Origin of the sequence: Halorussus salilacus (assembly GCF_024138125.1) — an archaeon.
Lineage (GTDB): Archaea > Halobacteriota > Halobacteria > Halobacteriales > Haladaptataceae > Halorussus > Halorussus salilacus.
This window is the reverse complement of the sequence record NZ_CP099993.1, coordinates 2,331,389-2,347,902: the sequence shown is the minus strand read 5'-3', so window position 1 is coordinate 2,347,902 and position 16,514 is coordinate 2,331,389. Positions and strand designations below refer to the sequence as shown.

Below are 16,514 nucleotides of genomic sequence, written 5' to 3'. Positions count from 1 at the left end.
ACCGATCAGTCGTCGTCGTCCGCGGCGACCGGGGCCGAACCGGACAGCTCTTCGAGTACCGCGTCGGGTATCTCGTCACCCCTGACGGTGGCCTCCGACGGCCCCTCGCCGTCCCCGAACTCGGGGTCGAACAACTGGAGCGCGGTGTTGATGGTCGTCCAGTCGTCCTCGGCGGCGGCGTCCCGGAGGCTCTTGGTCGGCGGCGCGAGCAGTTGGGACACCAGCGCGTCGGCCATCGACTCGACGACCTCGCGCTGGTCGTCGGTGAAGTCGCCGTGGGCGTCGAGCTTTGTGAGCGCCTCCGAGACCTCTCGGGCCTTGATGCGTTCGGCGCTCTCGTACATCGTGGCGATGACCTCGTCGGCGCGCTTTCGCTTGTAGCCCTCCAGCAGGCGCTCGAACTCGCGGTCGATCATCGCCTCGACCGACTCGGCGGCCTCGCGCCTGCGACGCTCGGTCTCGCCGGTGACCGATTCGAGCGCCGACATGTCGTGGACCGTGACGCCATCGAGCGCGTCGGCGGCGGGCGAGACGTCCCGCGGTTGGGCGATGTCGACGACCAGCGTGTCGCCGCGGTCGGCGAGGCGGCTGGCGTCGAGTACGTGGTCCTCGCTCCCGGTCGCGCTCACGACGGCGTCGGCGGCGTCGAGCGCCGAGGCGAGTCCGTCGAGCGAGACCGCGCGTGCGTCGTCGTGGTCGACCTCGTTCGCGAGTTCCGCGGCGTTCGCGGGCGAGCGGTTGGCGACGTACAGCGTCTCGACCTCGGCGTCGGCCAGCGCGTGTGCCGCCAGCGACCCCATCTCGCCCGCGCCGACGACGAGCGCGGTGGCGTCGGCCAGATCGCAGTGCTGGGCGAGGAGTTCGACCGCGGCGCTCCCGACCGACACAGCGCCCTCGTTGATGGCGGTCTCGGTCCGGGCGCGCTTGCCGACGTGGATGGCCTTGGTCACCGCGTCCTCCAGCATCGGGCCGATGGCCCCGCATTCGCGGGCGGTCTCGTAGGCGTCCCGGACCTGCCCGATGATCTGGTCCTCCCCGAGCACGAGCGATTCGAGGCCAGCCGCGACCCGCATCAGGTGGCGCAGGCTCTCCTCGTGGCCCATCTCGACGGTGACGTGGCCCGCCGCGTCGGGCGCGAAGTCGGCGAGGACCGCCCGCCCGGTCGTGGGTTCGTCGGTGACGACGTACGCCTCGAACCGGTTGCAGGTCTGGAGCGCGAACGCCTCGCCGACGCCCGGCACCGCGAGCAGTCGCTCGACGACCGCCCCGGTGTCGGGATGGCAGGCGGCTTCGACGTCGTCGAGGCTCGCGCGGTCGTGGCTGACCCGGACTCCCGATACGACGCCCGTGCCTGCCGTCACGGCCATCGCCTCCCCGAACGCGTGCCAGTTGTTCCGAACGTCATGGTTCACCCTGCGGACGGAGTCCGCGGTTCTTGGTCCGGAGTATGGATGGATAGTACGTAAAGCCTTCCAAACGAGACAGTTCGACCGCCTCTCGCCGACGCGTCGGGAGTCGCGACGCCGTCGCGACTCCCGACGGCGTCCCGACCCGCCGTGACCCCACGGCCTCCGGTCGCGTCACGACGTTTCGTTCCGTCACGACGTCTCGTCCCGTCACGACCCCTCGACGCCGGTCACCTCGAAGCCCAGTTCGCGAACGTCGTCGAGGATGCCCCCGTGGTCGGCGCTGGCCTCGTAGTAGAAGACCACGTCGAAGGTCCCCTCGCGCAGGAGCTGTTGGCACTCCCAGACGAACTCCTCGTCGTCCAGCGTCAGCCCCTGGTGCTGGTTCGAGGCGAAGTCGGTGTCGTCGGTGCCCGAGTAGACGAACGTGTCTCTGGGGTCATGACCCGCGCGTTCGGCGATTATCTCTCCCACGTCGACGGTCGTCTGGTGCATCTCGATGTCCTCGTCGCTCCCGAAGTCGGTGTGGACGATGGCTCCGTTGAGTTCGATGTCGCCGGGTTCGAGCAACTGCTTCGTCCGGCGATACAGGTCCTCGTCGAGTGGGTCTCCCATGTTCGAGCAATTCGGTCGGGCGGTTAAACGCCCTGCGATTCCGCGAGAGCCACGGCTGGTCTATCGGCTCTAAGAAAAACTCGTTTCACTTACGTACGATACCGTTCAGAGGCGCGTCAGGTTCTTCGCGCGCGGGCCCTTGTCGGCCTGCTCGATGTCGAACTCGACTTCCTGCCCCTCTTCGAGGTCGGGGCCGCCGACGTCTTCCATGTGGAAGAAAACGTCCTCGTCCGCGTCCTCGGTGTCGATGAAACCGTAACCGCCAGTGTCGTTGAAGAAATCAACCGTACCTTTCGCCATTGCACTCGTCCAGAGTCGCTCCATGCTTAAAAAGGTATGGACCTAGGTGAAGCTGTAATGGGACCGACTACCACAGCCGACGGCTCGACAGTCATAACGCTGATGCCCCTCGGCGCTCTCTGTCCGACCAACCGATGTCATCGTGGGTACGGCGGCGGTTCCACGCCGCCTACGAGCGCCTCCTCCGACGGGAGATATCCGGCGCACCGACGCACGTCGCGGTCATCCAAGACGGCAACCGCCGGTACGCCGACCGGCAGGGAGCCGACGCGCCCGACGGCCACCGCGCGGGCGCGCAGACGACCGAGCGCGTGCTCGACTGGTGCAAGGACATGGGCGTCGAGGAGCTGACGCTGTACGCGTTCTCGACCGAGAACTTCGACCGTCCGGACCACGAGCGCGAGGCGCTGTTCGACCTGCTGGAGGAGAAGCTCTACGAGTTCGGCGACGACGACCGGGTCCACGACGGGGAGGTCCGCATCCGGGTCATCGGCGACGAAGGGATGCTACCCGACCGGGTCCGGGAGGCGGTCGCCTACGCCGAGCGCCGGACTGCCGACTACGAGGAGTTCACGCTGAACGTCGCGCTCGCCTACGGCGGGCGCAACGAACTCCTGAGCGCGGCCCGCGACGTTGCCCGCGACGTCGAATCGGGCGACCTCGCCGCCGAAGAGATCGACGTGGCCGAAATCGAGCGGCGGCTCTACGACGACTCCCTGCGCGACGTCGACCTCATCATCCGGACCGGCGGCGACGAGCGGACCTCGAACTTCCTGCCGTGGCACGCCAACGGCAACGAGGCCGCGGTGTTCTTCTGTACCCCCTACTGGCCGGAGTTCTCGAAGGTCGACTTCCTGCGGGCGGTTCGGACCTACGAGTCCCGCGAGGAGTCGTGGCGGCGCACCAAGGTCGAGCGCGCGCTGGCGCTGGTGAAGGCGGTCGGCGGCGTCGAACTCGACGAGGCCCGGGGGGTCATCGAGAAGTTCCGGGACAAACTGCCAGAGGGGACCAGCGTCGAGGAGCTAGAGGCCGAGGAGACGGCCGAGTGACCGGGAGACCGTCGGCCTACCGCCCGAACCGCCGCTGTCGGTTCTTGTAGTCCAGCAACGCCCGCAGGTAGTCCCGTTTCCGGAAGTCCCGCCAGTTCACGTCGGTGAAGTACAGCTCCGAGTAGACCGACTGCCAGATCATGAAATCGGAGAGGCGCTCCGCGCCGGTCTTGATGACCAAATCGGGGTTCTCGGGGAACACGAGGTGTTCCTCGACCTCCGATTCGCCCACCTCGTCGGGCGAGAGGTCGCCAGACTCGACGTCCCCGGCTATCTTCCGGACCGCCCCGGCGAACTCGTGTTTGCCGCCGAGGCCGATGGAGAGCTGGATGGGCGCGTCGGCGCGCTGGGTGTCCTCCGGGCCGCGGACCGCGAGGTCGCGGGGGGCACTGACGCGTTCGAGTTCGCGCTCCAGCGTCGGCACCGCGCCCGGGTCGAGCACGCTGACGTACACCGTCACGCGCTCGGCGGCGTACTCGAAGGCCCACTCGAAGAAGTCCTCCAGCGTGCGGTACGCGCCCTGTTCGAGCAGGTCGCGCTCGGTGATGACCACGGCGACGTGCCCGGGCGAGTCGGCGTCGTGGCGGCGCAGGCGGGCGGCGAGATAGCGGTCGTACAGTCCCACTGGAGGGGGTTCGGGGGCGACCGCCCTAAACGTCACGGACCGCGACACTCGGGAGTAGATGCGGGTCTCGTCGGCGGTGAAGTGGATGCGGGTCTCGTCGGCGGTGAGCGCAACTGTTCGACCAGCGAGAAGCTAGCTACTCCCGGTACCTAGAAGACCGCACAGCACCGCGGCCGCAAGCCACGAACCTCCCCAACCGACTGCGTTTCTCGGCGACTCACTTCGTTCGTCGCCTGCGATACTCATCCCTCGCGCGAACGATGGCGCGGCCTCAAACCGCGAGACCGCGCCAGCGCGCGCCGAGCAGAACAGACGGGGTTCGCAAGTGCGGTCGAAGCGTCGGGAGCGACCGCGAATCGAAAACGACCGTGAACGACGCTGTGCCGTCCGACACCCGTCAGACGGCCGCACGCCGCCGCGTCTCGCGGCTTCGGGAGGATTAAATAGCCATCGGGGGAAACGGACGATAACGTGACCACGAGAGTTCGGCGCGCGGCGGCCTACGCCGCGGTCTCGACGCTGGCGCTGGCGGCCCCCACGTTCGGCTGGGCGACCGCCGTCGCGTTCGGGGCGGTCGCCGTGGCGGCGCTGTCGGTCACCGACGGCCCGGCCTTCGAGCTGTTCGCCCGGCCGTCGGACCGACAGGCGGGTCGGCTCCACGGGCTAGCCGGATTCGCCTTCGCGGCGGCCGGGGTCGCCCTGCTCTCGACGACGCTCGGCCTGCCGACCAGGGTGTTCGTCGCCAGCGTCCTCGTGGTCGGCTACGGCAACCTCGCCCAGCAGGCGTCGTGGCGGTTCGACGCCTCGCCCATCGCCCGGACCGGCGCGTTCGTCGCCGGGGCCCTGCTGGCGGCGGTCGGGGGGCAGGTCCTCGCGCTCGAAATCGAGGGGTACGCCGCGGGCGTCGGCCTCCCCGAAATCGTGTTCCTCGCGGCCAGCGGCGCGCTCGTCGCCGGACTCCTCCGGTCGGTGCTGTTCGCCCGCGACGACCCGCTGGTGATGCTGTCGGTCGCGTTCCTGCTGTGGCTGTTCGCCGACCTCGCCGTGTCGGTGACCGTCGAGACCATCGCGGTCGCCATCGCGGTGACCGCGCTCTTTGGCTACATCTCGTGGGCGCTCGACACCGCTTCGATTCCGGGCATGCTGACCGGCGCGCTGCTCGCGATGCTCACCATCGTCCTCGGGGGCTACGCGTGGTTCGCGGTCCTCATCGCGTTCTTCGGCATCGGGAGCCTCTCGACCAAGTTCCGCTACGAGCAGAAGAAGGCCCGGGGCGTCGCCGAGGACAACGAGGGCGCGCGCGGGACCGGCAACGTCCTCGGGAACGCCGCGGTCGCGCTGGTCGCGGTCCTCGCGTACGCCGCCCGCGGCAGGCTCCCGGTCGAAGGCAGCCTCTTCCTGTTCGCGTTCGCGGGGAGCATGGCGACCGCGATGAGCGACACCCTCTCCTCGGAAATCGGCGGCGTGTTCGACCAGCCGCGGCTCATCACCACGCTCGAACGCGTCGAACCCGGCACCGACGGCGCGGTGACGTGGCAGGGCGAGCTCGCCGGAATCGCGGGCGCAACGGTCGTCGCGGCAATCGCGGTCGTCCTGTTCGAGGAGGTCGGGACCCTCGGCGCGGTCGTCATCGTCCTCGCGGGCGCTGGCGGGATGACGATGGACAGCCTGCTCGGCGCGACCCTCGAAGGCGACCGGCTGGGCAATCAGGCCGTCAACTTCCTCGCCACCCTGACCGGCGCGCTCGTCGGCGCTGGCCTCGCGGTGGTCGTCCTGCCGTGATTCGAGACGCCCGCCCCGACGACCGCGACCGACTGCGCGACCTCCAGTCCCACCTCCGCGAGCCGAATCCTCCCCTGCTCGACTACGCTATCGAGGGCCCGCCGCTCGTGCTCGTGACCACCGACGGCGACGACCCGGTCGGCTACCTCGTGGCGTTTCACGACGGCGAAGCGGGCTACGTCGCCGAGCTGGTGGTCGCGCCCGAGTGCAGGCGCGAGGGCCGGGCGCGGCGGCTCCTCGGGGCCGCCTTCGACCGCCTGCGCGAATCGGGGTGTTCCCGGGTCCGGCTCGCGGTCCACCCCGAGAACGACGCCGCGAGACGGCTCTACGAGTCGCTGGGATTCGAGGAGGTCGACCGCGAGGAGGGGTTCTACGCCGACGGGAGCGCGGGAATCGTGCTGGGTCGAGAAACAGAAGAGGGTTCATAATCCATTCAATATATTTTCTGGATCGTATGGATGCATGTATTCCATTGGAATCGCGGGCATCTGCATCACTTCTTTTTCTCTATAACCATGGAGAAATGGTTCTCTCTGCTTCTCAATTTTAGGTTCAGGCATGCTCGATTTCATAGTTTCAACAAAAAATATTCTTTCTAGTGTCTCTTCCAATTCATCTTTGAAATAGAACCGAATATACCTGAAAAACCAATCATAAAACTCTTCACTCCTATTTTGATATTCCTCAATAACATCTAAAAGTAGTATCCTAGAAGGTATACTTTCTAAGTAGGATTTTGCGTCACTGTTCCATTCATCCCAGTCTAACATTTGCTCTTTTGAGATGTACAACCGGAACTCCAGTCCTGTTTCTGAAACCGTAGTTTCAGTTTCGACAGGAGGAACCTTACGCTTCTGTGTATAATGGCGGAGTTGACGGAGGAATTCACCTAACTCATCTAATTCCATCTCCACTATTTCATTCGTATATTCTGAATACAAGTCGTCTCCTCCAAAATTATCTACAATACGTTGGCTGTGTTTAATCACCGTATATATACTCGCCACATAATTATGGAAAGGGCGGAAATATTCCTGTTTTATTAGTTCTGCTTGATTAGTTTTCCCCCAGTCGTTCGCATCGAAATTTCTGAATTCCTGATGTTTAGACTGTAGTTCTTCAAAATTCCCCTTCTGAATCTCTAGTGAAATCTTGAGAGATTCTATCTCTTGGTGAATCTCAATTCCTGGCGTTTCCTCTATGAATTCCGAAACCGGTCTTTCATCCATTTGGGTAGCCCTATCATATAATATGTGATAGTGTTTTTCATGATTAGATTGGTGGTGTTTGAGGAGGATGGTTTTTAGAGAAGAACCGCCGCCTCTAGAACTGGTCGGCGGTCCGAATCCGCACGTCGGCGGGCTGTTTGACGAACTCGCCGAGGTCGGCCGCGACGACCTGCCCGACCCCGCGCTGGGCCGCCACGTCCAGCACGCGCTGTTCGAGCGTCCCGTCGAGGACCACCGCGTAGGGGACCTCGTCGGCCTCCTTGACGGCGTCGAAGGCGTCCTCGGCGGCCACTTCCGCGAGCGTCGCGAACGATTCGTCGAGCAGGCGCGCGGCCCCCGTCTCGGCGTCGACGACGCCCTCGACGTGTCCCCGGAGGGTCGCGGGTTCGGACGCGGCGGCCGACTCGGCCGCCGCGTCCGGGTCGTCGGCGGTCGGTTCGCCGGTCTCGTCGGTCGGTCCGACCGCGGAGTCGGCGCTCGCCGACTCCGCGGTCGACTCGACGCTTGGCGACTCGGTCTCGGGGTCGGGCGTCGGCCCGGACGCGTCCGGGCCGACGCCGGAGTCGGTCTCGGGCGCGGGGCGGGCGCTACCGTCGGTCGCGGCGGTGTTCCCGGTCGCGTCGGTCCCGCCGTCGGCCCCGGCGCTCGCGGCGTCGGCGTCCACGACCTCCGTGCCCTCGTCCTGCGGTTCGGGGTCGTCGGCCTCGGACTCCCCGCCGACCTCGGACTCGGCCTCGTCGAACGGGCGCTTGCTCCGGAGCGCCGACATGACCTCGTGGCGCGCGAGGTCCTCGACCGACTTGCCGCCGGGCGCGACCGCCACGTAGTCGATGTCCCCGACCTGCGCGAGTTCCTTCCGGATGAGGTCGCCGCCCCGGTCGCCATCGAGGAACGCGGTGACGGTCCGGCCCTGCGTGAGGTCTGCGACCGCGTCGGGGACGTTGGTCCCCTCGACCGCGACCGCGTTCTTGACGCCGTAGCGCAGGAGATTGAGCACGTCGGCCCGGCCCTCGACCACGACGATGGCGTCGCTGTCTTCGACCCGGGGTCCCGCGGGCAGGCCCTCGTAGTCGGCGATGTCCTCGACGCGGACGCTCTGGCGGACCTCCTCTAAGATTTCGCGGGAGGTCATCACGTCCTCGTCGAACGATTCGGAGAGGAGTTCCTTCGCGCGCTCGACCACCGTCCGGCGCTTGGCGGCCCGCACGTCCTCGATGCCCGCGGTGGAGACGCTGGCGCGACACGGACCGACGCGACTGATGGTTTCGAGCGCCGCGGCGAGGATGGAGGTCTCGACCTTGTCGAGGCTGGACGCGATGGTGATGGTGCCGAACGACTGGCCGTTCTGGCTGTCTACGTCCACGTCGATGCGGCCGAGTTTCGACGACTGCTGGAGGTCGCGGAGGTCGAGGTCGTCGCCGAGCAGGCCCTCGGTCTGTCCGAAGACCGCCCCGACGACGTCACTCCGCTCTACCACCCCGTCGGCGGTGATGTCGGCGTGAATGACGTATTTGGCTGTATCGTCCATGAGTGATGAACTGCCCCTGTGAGGGGCTGGATGATGATGTGTCCATGTGCGTGAACGCGGCCATGGATGGGTTAAAATCGCACGCCCCGACTGAAATACCTGTCGTCGCTCGCAAGACCACAGGGGACTTCGACGGATTCGAAAAAAGCTCGGCGAATCGGTGGGTCGCGCGACTACTCAGTCGTCCGACGCCGACACTTCTTGCGGTGCGCGTCCGGCCTGCGGAACCACGCCCTTGCGGTTGGCGTCCCACTCCGAGAGCGCGTAGACGAGGCCGTAGAGCAGGCCGACGCCGACCGGAAGCAGGACCAGCGGCGTGACGTTGGTCGCGCCCCAGACCAACAGCATCACCATGGCGACGCTGAGGACCGTCACCGCGTAGTACATCTGGGTCCTGACGTGGTCGATGTGGTCTGCGCCCGTGAACGTCGAGGACAGGATGGTGGTGTCGGAGATGGGCGAGCAGTGGTCGCCGAAGATGGCTCCGCTGAACACCGTCCCGATTGCGGCGGGCAGGAGTTCGGGCGTCCCGCTGCCGACGCTCCACGCCAGCGGGACCGCGATGGGCGTGACGATTGCCATCGTGCCCCACGAGGTGCCGGTCGAGAACGCGATGAGCGCCGACGCCAGCAGGACGACGATGGGCAGGAGCATCGGGGTCACGAACTGCTCTGCGACGTTCGTGACGTAGACGCCGGTCCCGAGTTCGGTGGTGACCGTCCCGATGGTCCACGCCATCACGAGGATGGAGAGGGCGGTCAGCATCATGCTGAAGCCGTCGATGACCGTCTCCATCGCCTCGTCGAGGTCGGCCAGCCCGCCGACGACGCCCATGATGATTCCGACCGAGACCATCGTGAACGTGCCCCAGAGGAGCGCGCTGACGAAGTCGGCCCCGCCCACGATGTCGAGCACCGACGCGCCGGACTCCGCACCCTGAAGGCCGGTGTAGATAGCGCCGCTGAACACGACGACGATGAGCGACCCCACGGGCACGAGGAAGTACCGGAGCTGGGGCGAGTCGGTCAGCATCTCGCCGAGGCTGTCCTCGGCGCTCTGCATCGGCACCGCGTTGTCCCGGAGGACCTTGCCCTCCTTCCACGAGCGGTGTTCGGCGTCGAGCATCTCGCCGAAGTCGCGCTGGGTGATGACGATGATGCCGACCATCACCACCGCGAAGATGCAGTACATGTTGAACGGCACGCTCTGTAAGAAGAGCGCGAACGCGGCGGGGGCGTCGGCACCGGCTTCGATTCCGGCGGCGTCGTACCCCTCGCGTATCATGCTGAGCTGGTAGACCACCCAGCTCGAAATCCCGAACGTCGCGACCGGCGCGGCGGTCGAGTCGATGATGTACGACAGCTTCTCGCGGGAGATGCGCATCTCGTCGGCGATCTCGCGCATCGTGGTCCCGACGATGGCGGTGTTGGAGTAGTCGCCGAAGAACCACAGCATGCCGAATATCCACGTTCCCAGCCCGACCTTGCGCTGGGTGTCCAACCGCGAGGTCGCGGCGTTGGCGATGGCGGCCGCGCCGCCGAGCCGCCAGATGAGCGCGACCCCGGCCCCGAGGAACAGCACGATCATCATGATCTTCGGGTTGAACAGGCTCTCGTCGCCGATGGACCCGGCGACCCATTCGAGGGTCTGGACGAAGCCGTGCCCGCCGGTGAATATCACGGCTCCCGACCAGATGCCGAGGAACAGCGAGAGTATCGGCTTCCGGGTTACTATCGCGAGAACGATGGCCAGCAACGGCGGCACCAGCGAGATCAGACCGAACGTCTCAGCGGCCATCGTGACCCCCCGTTACCGCGTGCGGTTCGACCCCGGGCCGAGTCGAACTCCGGCCGTCCGTCGATTGCGTCTCGACCTCGAATCCGTCGTCAACTGCGTATCTATATGACATGTGCTCACCCTTGCCGTGCTACAGTATATCAACCGTAAGGGAGTATTGATAAACTTATCGGTGCCACACCTGTGTCGTATTTGATTACTCGTTCTATGTCGTGATTGATTACTATCCCTAGGCAGATTGAGGTTCGATTCGGCCGTCGGTGGTCCGTCGCTTCGGTTCCGCATCCGGGGTGGCGTCGAGGGGTTCGGACGCGTCCGAACCCCTCGACGCCGAATCGCCGTCGGCCATCCCGAGCGCGCCACGGAGGCCACCGCAACCGCGGAGCGCACAGTGACCACGGAGGCCACCGCAACCGCAGAGCGCACAGTGACCACGGAGGCGACGAAGACCGCAGGGTCGAACGCGACCTGCCAGCCGGATTCCGCAACAGTTGAGTCCCCCGACTGAGCAGCGCCGCTCGACCCGATGCTCGACCCCCTCCACCTGCTCGTCCTCGGCGTCGTCCTGCTCGTTACCCTCGCTGTGGGCGTCTTCGTCCACGAACTCCTCCACGTCGTCCCGCTGTCGCTCGTCGACGCGACCTACACCGTCACCGTCCTCCCGAGCGACGACGCCGGGCCGACCGCGTCCGGCACGCTCGGGCACGCCGTCACCGGCGGCCTCGTCAGCGTCGAGGTCGAGCGAGTGCCGTCGAGCGCGCCCGTCTGGGTCGTCCGCGGGGCCGCGCTCGCGCCGCTCGCGCTCGCCCTCCCGCTGGCGCTCGTCCTCGCGGGCGTCCTCCCCGACCCCCTCGCGACCGGCGACCGCGCGGGGACGGTCGCGCTCGTCGCGCTGACCGCCTGCGCCCTCCCCAGTCCGGGCGACTGGGCGGTCGCCTGCCGTGCTCGTGAGTTGTATCGCCGGGAGTGACTCACCCGAGCAACTCGGCCAGCGTCTCCGCACCGCGTGCGAGCGACGCCTCGGGGTCCTCGGGGTCGTCGTGTTCGTACACCACCCACTCGGCGTCTGCCTCGCGGGCGGCCCGGACGCAACCCCCGGCGTCGAGGTCGCCGTCGCCGAGTTCGACCGGGGTTTCGCCCGACACGTCCTTGAGATGGACCAGCGGGACGCGCCCGCGCAGGTCCGAGAGCAGGTCTATCGGGTCGCGGCCCGCCGCCGTCGCCCACCCCGCGTCGAGTTCGAAGTCGAGGTCGGTCTCCTCGACGAGGATGTCGAACCCGGTGGTCGCTCCAACCTCGACGAACTCGTGGTCGTGGTTGTGGTACGCGAGCGAGACCCCCCGGTCGCCGAGGCGGGCGTCGAGCTCCGCGAGCCTGCGCGCGACCCCAGCGACGCTCTCGCGACTCGTGAAGTGCGACTCGTCGAGCCACGGGACCACGATTCGGTCGCAGTCGAGCGTTCTGTAGGTCTCGACCGCGGCGTCGAGGTCGGCGTCGAGGGCATCGATGCCGACGTGGGCGGCGGCCGCGTCGAGGCCCGCGTCGTCGAGCGCGTCCCGAACCGCCTCGGGGGTCGAGTCGCCGAGTCCGGCGAACTCGACCCCCTCGAACGCGGTGTCGCCGACCCGGGCCAGCAGGTCGGGCAGGGGCTCGTCGAGCGCGCGGAGCGTGTAGAGCTGAATTGCGGGGCGCATACCCGCGGTACGCCGAGCGCGCCTAAATCGGTTGTTGCGGGTCGCGCTGACCGCGCCGACGCGTCGGCGCGGTCAGCGCTCGAACGAGGGAGGACCGACCGCCGAGCCGCGGGGGGCGGTTGAGGGAGGACCGACCACGGAACGGCGGGGGACGGTTCGCGCGACCGGGGCAACCGAGGCGACGACCGAACGCCACCACGGTCGCCGGACAGATTCAAGGGTCAGTCTCCCGTCTTCGAGGCCATCGGGGTGGACCCATGCGCGTGCTCATCGTTCCGGAACTCTACCGGCCCGGCGACGCGACCGCGAACGGCACCCTCAACGACGCGGTGGTGTGGGTCGGCGAGTGGCTCGACATCGACCCCGACCTCCACGTCTACTGGCTGTTGTCGCCGCCCGAGGTGGCGAACTACGACCCCGAGTACGTCCACGCCGACCGCGAGCGGGTGACCCTGATAACGGCCGAACCGTTCATGCACGGGTCGGACCATCAGGGCGCGTTCACCGAGTCTGGGTACAGCGAGACGCAGTTGCGGGCGCTCCGGGAGGCCATCTACGACCGACTGGGGTACGTCGACGTGGTGGTCGACCAGCTCCGGCGGGGGCGCGCCGACCTCTACAAGTGGCTGCTCTCGCTCGACGGCCACCGGACCGAGCATCCCGAACCGTTCGACGTGGTGGTCAACGTCCACGACCTTCAGCTGCCGTTCAAGTACGCCGAGACCGGGTGGCGAAACGCGTTCCAGCGCGAGACCGAGATCACTGACGCGGTCCTCGCCGACGGGATGTGGTTCAAGGCCGCCGTGGACGTGGAGGGGATGGCCGAGTACGGCGCGGAGTTCATGGACGAGTCGGTCGTCGAGTGGGCGCTCGACGCCGCGGTCCAGACGGGCAGTCCCATCGACTTCTCGCAGTTCGAGGAGACCTACGCCGACGAACCCGAGTGGCTCCACGTCGCTGGCTCGGTCTGGGACAAAAAGCAGGTCGGGACGGTGATGGGAATCGCGCGACTCCTCCACGAGAAGTTCGGAATCCGGACCGTGATGACGAGCATGAGCAAGATTCCCGACGAGTACGCCGAGACCGAGTGGATAGAGGCCCACTCGAAGGCCTCCCGCGAGGAGTTCGAGGCCGCGCTCCGGAAGGGCGACCTCTGCGTCTCGGCGAGCGAGTACGAGACGCTGGCCCGGACGTGGTTCGAGCAGGCCGCGAGCGGGCAGGTGCTCGTCGCCCGCGACCGGCCGTGGATTTACGACGCCATCCCCCGCGAGTACCGGCTCGCGGGCGACCTCGACGAACTCCCGGAACTGGCGGTCTGGGCGGTCGAACACTGGGACGAGGCGGTCGCGGAGAGTCGGCGGATGCTCGAACACGCCAAGGAGATACGGGACCCCGAGCGCTCGGGTCGGCGCACGTACGACGACATGGCCCGGCGCGTCGAGGCGAAAGTCGAGGCCGACGACCCCGCGGTCGACGACAACGACCGAATCGTCGGGCAGGCGCTCGCGGAACTGGGCGACTCGTTCGCGCTGGACGACCTGAACGAGGCGACCGCCGCGTACACCGACCACGGCGACCCAATCCTGTCGGGCAAGTGCGCGCTGAGCGAGATAGTGTTCGCGCTCCGGCGGCGGGGATACGAGGACGCCGGGAATCCGGGGACGCCCGTGTTCGAGCGAACGGAGTGAGGTCGAACGAAGCGACGTCTCTCGGCGTTCGAGCCGCCCTCGCCGCGCGACTTTGAATAAAATTCTCCTTCAAAGCACTCCGTTGGTGGACTTTAGCAATACTTATCACCGTGTGATAATAACCGGTTGACATGGTATCCAAGCTCGAATCGCTCGGCTGGGCGCTCGCCTTCGCGGTCGTCGTCGCGCTCGCGATACCGTGGTTCATGTGGCGCGACGCGACCGTGGTCGCCGGACTCCCGGCGTGGCTCTGGTGGCACGTCGGCTGGATGGTCGTCGCCGCGGGCGTGTTCGCGCTCTTCGCTCGCCGGGCGTGGGGACTCGGCATCGAGTCGGAGGGAGGTGCGCCGCGATGAGCGACCTCGCCATCCAGTCGGCCATCGTGGGCGGCTACCTCGTGCTGGCGCTCGCTATCGGTCTGGTCGCGTTCCGACTCACCGACCGGACCGCCGAGGACTACTATCTGGCCGACCGGACGCTCGGGACGGTCGTCCTGCTCTTTACGACGTTCGCCACCCTGCTGTCGGCGTTCACCTTCTTCGGCGGGCCGAACCTCGCCTACTCCGCGGGCCCCGAGTGGATTCTGGTGATGGGGCTGATGGACGGCATCCTCTTTGCGGTCCTGTGGTACGTCGTCGGCTACAAGCAGTGGCTGGTCGGGCGCACGTACGGCTACGTCACGCTCGGCGAGATGCTCGGCGACCGGTTCGGGTCCCAGACGCTCCGCGGACTGGTCGCGGGAATCAGCCTGTTCTGGCTGTTCCCCTACGTGATGCTGCAACAGGTCGGAGCCGGGACCGCGCTCGAAGCGCTCACGAACGGCGCGATACCCTACTGGGGCGGCGCGGGCCTCGTGACGGTGTTCATGATAGCCTACGTCGTCCTCGCGGGGATGCGCGGTATCGCGTGGACCGACACGTTGCAGGGGGCGTTCATGCTCGTGATGGTCTGGGGCGCGGTCGCGTGGGTGCTCGCCGCGGTCGGGGGCGCGGGCGAGGCCACCGGGACGCTGGCCGAGACGAACCCCGAGTTCCTCGCGCTCGGCGGCGGCCTCTACACCCCCGAGTACATGCTCTCGACCGCCGTCTCAATCGCGTTCGGGGTGGCGATGTTCCCGCAGGTCAATCAGCGCTTCTTCGTCGCGCGCTCGAAGACGGTGCTCAAGCGCACGTTCGCGCTGTGGCCCATTCTGGTCGTGCTCCTGTTCGTCCCGGCGTTCATGCTCGGGGCGTGGGCGCAGGGACTCGGCGTGTCGGTTCCGGAGGGCGGCAACGTCCTCCCGGTGTTGCTCAACGAGTACACGCCAGGGTGGTTCGCGGCGCTGGTGGTCGCCGGGGCGCTCGCGGCGATGATGAGTTCCTCGGACTCGATGCTGCTGTCGGGGTCGTCGTACTTCACCCGCGACCTCTACCGGCCGTTCGTCGACCCCGACGCGAGCGACCGACGAGAGGACGTACTCGCTCGGGTCGGGGTCGCCGTGTTCGCCACCCTCGCGTTCGTCGCCAGCCTGTTCCAGCCCGGGACGCTCATCGAGATCGGCGACACCGCGTTCGGCGGATTCGCCCAGCTCGCCCTGCCCGTCATCGTCGCCCTCTACTGGCGCGGGACGACCCGCGCGGGGATGTTCGCGGGCCTCGGCGGGAGTCAGGCGTTCTACCTCGCGAGCGTGTTCGTCCCGACCGTCAGGGTGGACCTGCTCGACTGGGTGCCGCTCCTGACCGAGAGCTACGTGATTCAGATTGCTGTCCCCGACACCTACTGGGGCTGGAGCGCCTCGGTCGTCGGCATGCTCCTCGGGCTCGTCCTCACGCTCTCCGTCTCGGCGGTCACGACGCCAGCGGCCGACGAGGAGCCCGCGGTGTACGAGGGGCTACGGGCGGACTAGATGAGTTTAACGGAGAAGACGCCTTCTATGGATTCCCGGTCAGCCAATCGACCGAATCGTCGACGAAACCGTTGAAGTACTGCTTATGGAATTCGGCGATGTACGGAAGCGGATATCTGCGGTCCCGTTGGTTCGTATGTCGAAGATAATCGGGCGGGTGCCGTACTGCTCCGCTACTGAACGCCTGTTCGTTGAACTCGACGCAGTATATTCGGAAATTGCCTGCTGTGTGACGGCAGTCCAGTTTTAGGCTGTTGTACTCCCCGTGTTGAACGTCGTGTCGAAGCCCCCGAAGGAACGCCAACCGTTCGGAATAGAACGACTGCCCTGAGATGATATCCTGCTTGGTAATCGAATTCTCGGGTGCGAGGTCGTTGACTCGTTCTCGAATCTGCTCGTTGAACGAGTACAGCGACGAGAGATAGTTATGGATGTGCTTGTAGAGATACGACGCCGCTTCGCCACCGTTCGGCGTGTACACGATGAATAGAGCGTCGTTATCTAACCGTCCATCCACGAAGTCCTCCAACTCGTCGAAGTTCTGCCGAACGATATTCGCCGAGACTCGAACGCGATTGATGACGTCCTGAGAAACGGCGCTTCGTGGACCGCCCGTTCGAGTTCCCAAGAGTTGCTCAATCGTGTTATTCGCGCCTCGGTTCGACATCGAATATCCTATTCCTCGGAATCGTCACGGAGCCCTGCGAGTTCCGCTGCGGCCTCGTACTCCTTCGAAACGACGGCCGAATCGGCACCGGTAGCATCCGCGAGGTCGTCGGGCGACTTGGTGTCGTTCTCCCCTGGCATCACGTTGGAATGCATCGACTACACGCTTAAAAGTGTCGGGGTCCGAGTAAGACGGTGTTCGAGGGCGAGAGAGGGTACCGCCACCGCCGGACGATACGGGACTCAACGG

General features: G+C 66.5%; 17 protein-coding genes. 7 read left to right on the top strand and 10 right to left on the bottom strand.

Annotated features, from left to right (window positions below; all coding sequences use genetic code 11):
- Positions 1-5: 5 nt before the first annotated feature.
- The 3 genes from hemA to NGM10_RS12025 all read right to left on the bottom strand — a co-directional run bounded on the left by hemA (position 6) and on the right by NGM10_RS12025 (position 2,321).
- The gene (gene hemA / locus NGM10_RS12035) at positions 6-1,361 is read right to left on the bottom strand and encodes a glutamyl-tRNA reductase (RefSeq protein WP_253483838.1); all 1,356 of its coding nucleotides are present in this window, start codon (positions 1,359-1,361) and stop codon (positions 6-8) included.
- A 255-nt stretch (positions 1,362-1,616) separates the two neighbouring features.
- Positions 1,617-2,021 carry a DUF5778 family protein gene (locus NGM10_RS12030; protein WP_253479082.1) on the bottom strand — a complete coding sequence of 135 codons (405 nt, stop codon included), beginning with the start codon at positions 2,019-2,021 and terminating at the stop codon, positions 1,617-1,619.
- 105 nt (positions 2,022-2,126) lie between these two features.
- Positions 2,127-2,321, bottom strand: coding sequence for a cold-shock protein (locus tag NGM10_RS12025; RefSeq protein ID WP_132059634.1), 195 nt, complete (start codon positions 2,319-2,321; stop codon positions 2,127-2,129).
- Positions 2,322-2,455: 134 nt separating this feature from the next.
- Between NGM10_RS12025 and uppS the strand changes: the two genes are divergently transcribed.
- Positions 2,456-3,370, top strand: coding sequence for a polyprenyl diphosphate synthase (uppS, locus tag NGM10_RS12020; RefSeq protein ID WP_253479080.1), 915 nt, complete (start codon positions 2,456-2,458; stop codon positions 3,368-3,370).
- A gap of 16 nt (positions 3,371-3,386) precedes the next feature.
- Here uppS and NGM10_RS12015 read toward each other — a convergent pair whose 3' ends face one another.
- Positions 3,387-3,995, bottom strand: a complete 609-nt coding sequence (locus NGM10_RS12015; RefSeq protein WP_253479078.1) for an undecaprenyl diphosphate synthase family protein — start codon at positions 3,993-3,995, stop codon at positions 3,387-3,389.
- A gap of 471 nt (positions 3,996-4,466) precedes the next feature.
- Between NGM10_RS12015 and NGM10_RS12010 the strand changes: the two genes are divergently transcribed.
- Both NGM10_RS12010 and NGM10_RS12005 read left to right on the top strand, forming a co-directional pair.
- Complete coding sequence (locus NGM10_RS12010; RefSeq protein WP_253479076.1) at positions 4,467-5,777, top strand: DUF92 domain-containing protein; 1,311 nt, start codon at positions 4,467-4,469, stop codon at positions 5,775-5,777.
- Positions 5,774-6,205 (top strand): GNAT family N-acetyltransferase, encoded by a 432-nt coding sequence (locus tag NGM10_RS12005; RefSeq protein ID WP_253479074.1) that lies wholly within the window; start codon positions 5,774-5,776, stop codon positions 6,203-6,205. Before NGM10_RS12010 ends, NGM10_RS12005 begins: the two co-directional genes overlap by 4 nt.
- Here NGM10_RS12005 and NGM10_RS12000 read toward each other — a convergent pair.
- From NGM10_RS12000 to NGM10_RS11990, 3 genes are all read right to left on the bottom strand, one after another.
- Positions 6,200-7,006, bottom strand: coding sequence for a hypothetical protein (locus tag NGM10_RS12000; RefSeq protein WP_253479072.1), 807 nt, complete (start codon positions 7,004-7,006; stop codon positions 6,200-6,202). The two genes, NGM10_RS12005 and NGM10_RS12000, sit on opposite strands and share 6 nt — an antisense overlap.
- Before the next feature lie 94 nt (positions 7,007-7,100).
- Entirely contained in the window at positions 7,101-8,534 is a 1,434-nt protein-coding gene (gene dnaG / locus NGM10_RS11995; RefSeq protein WP_253479070.1) for a DNA primase DnaG, read from the bottom strand.
- 177 nt (positions 8,535-8,711) lie between these two features.
- Positions 8,712-10,331 carry a Na+/H+ antiporter NhaC family protein gene (locus NGM10_RS11990; protein WP_253479068.1) on the bottom strand — a complete coding sequence of 540 codons (1,620 nt, stop codon included), beginning with the start codon at positions 10,329-10,331 and terminating at the stop codon, positions 8,712-8,714.
- 526 nt (positions 10,332-10,857) lie between these two features.
- Between NGM10_RS11990 and NGM10_RS11985 the strand changes: the two genes are divergently transcribed.
- Positions 10,858-11,301 (top strand): hypothetical protein, encoded by a 444-nt coding sequence (locus tag NGM10_RS11985; protein ID WP_253479066.1) that lies wholly within the window; start codon positions 10,858-10,860, stop codon positions 11,299-11,301.
- 1 nt (position 11,302) lies between these two features.
- Here NGM10_RS11985 and NGM10_RS11980 read toward each other — a convergent pair whose 3' ends face one another.
- A complete protein-coding gene (locus tag NGM10_RS11980) occupies positions 11,303-12,025 on the bottom strand; it encodes a sugar phosphate isomerase/epimerase family protein (protein ID WP_253479064.1) in 723 nt (240 codons plus the stop codon).
- Between the two features lie 257 nt (positions 12,026-12,282).
- On the opposite strand from NGM10_RS11980, the gene NGM10_RS11975 reads away from it, so the two are divergent.
- The 3 genes from NGM10_RS11975 to NGM10_RS11965 all read left to right on the top strand — a co-directional run bounded on the left by NGM10_RS11975 (position 12,283) and on the right by NGM10_RS11965 (position 15,598).
- On the top strand, positions 12,283-13,713 hold the full coding sequence (locus NGM10_RS11975; RefSeq protein WP_253479062.1) for a glycosyltransferase: 1,431 nt from the start codon (positions 12,283-12,285) through the stop codon (positions 13,711-13,713).
- Positions 13,714-13,844: 131 nt separating this feature from the next.
- Positions 13,845-14,069, top strand: a complete 225-nt coding sequence (locus NGM10_RS11970; protein WP_253479060.1) for a DUF3311 domain-containing protein — start codon at positions 13,845-13,847, stop codon at positions 14,067-14,069.
- The gene (locus tag NGM10_RS11965; RefSeq protein WP_253479058.1) at positions 14,066-15,598 is read left to right on the top strand and encodes a sodium:solute symporter family protein; all 1,533 of its coding nucleotides are present in this window, start codon (positions 14,066-14,068) and stop codon (positions 15,596-15,598) included. Before NGM10_RS11970 ends, NGM10_RS11965 begins: the two co-directional genes overlap by 4 nt.
- Before the next feature lie 25 nt (positions 15,599-15,623).
- Here NGM10_RS11965 and NGM10_RS11960 read toward each other — a convergent pair whose 3' ends face one another.
- Positions 15,624-16,265, bottom strand: coding sequence for a hypothetical protein (locus NGM10_RS11960; RefSeq protein ID WP_253479056.1), 642 nt, complete (start codon positions 16,263-16,265; stop codon positions 15,624-15,626).
- An 8-nt stretch (positions 16,266-16,273) separates the two neighbouring features.
- Positions 16,274-16,405 carry a hypothetical protein gene (locus tag NGM10_RS18205; RefSeq protein ID WP_256504255.1) on the bottom strand — a complete coding sequence of 44 codons (132 nt, stop codon included), beginning with the start codon at positions 16,403-16,405 and terminating at the stop codon, positions 16,274-16,276.
- Between the last annotated feature and the right edge of the window lie 109 nt (positions 16,406-16,514).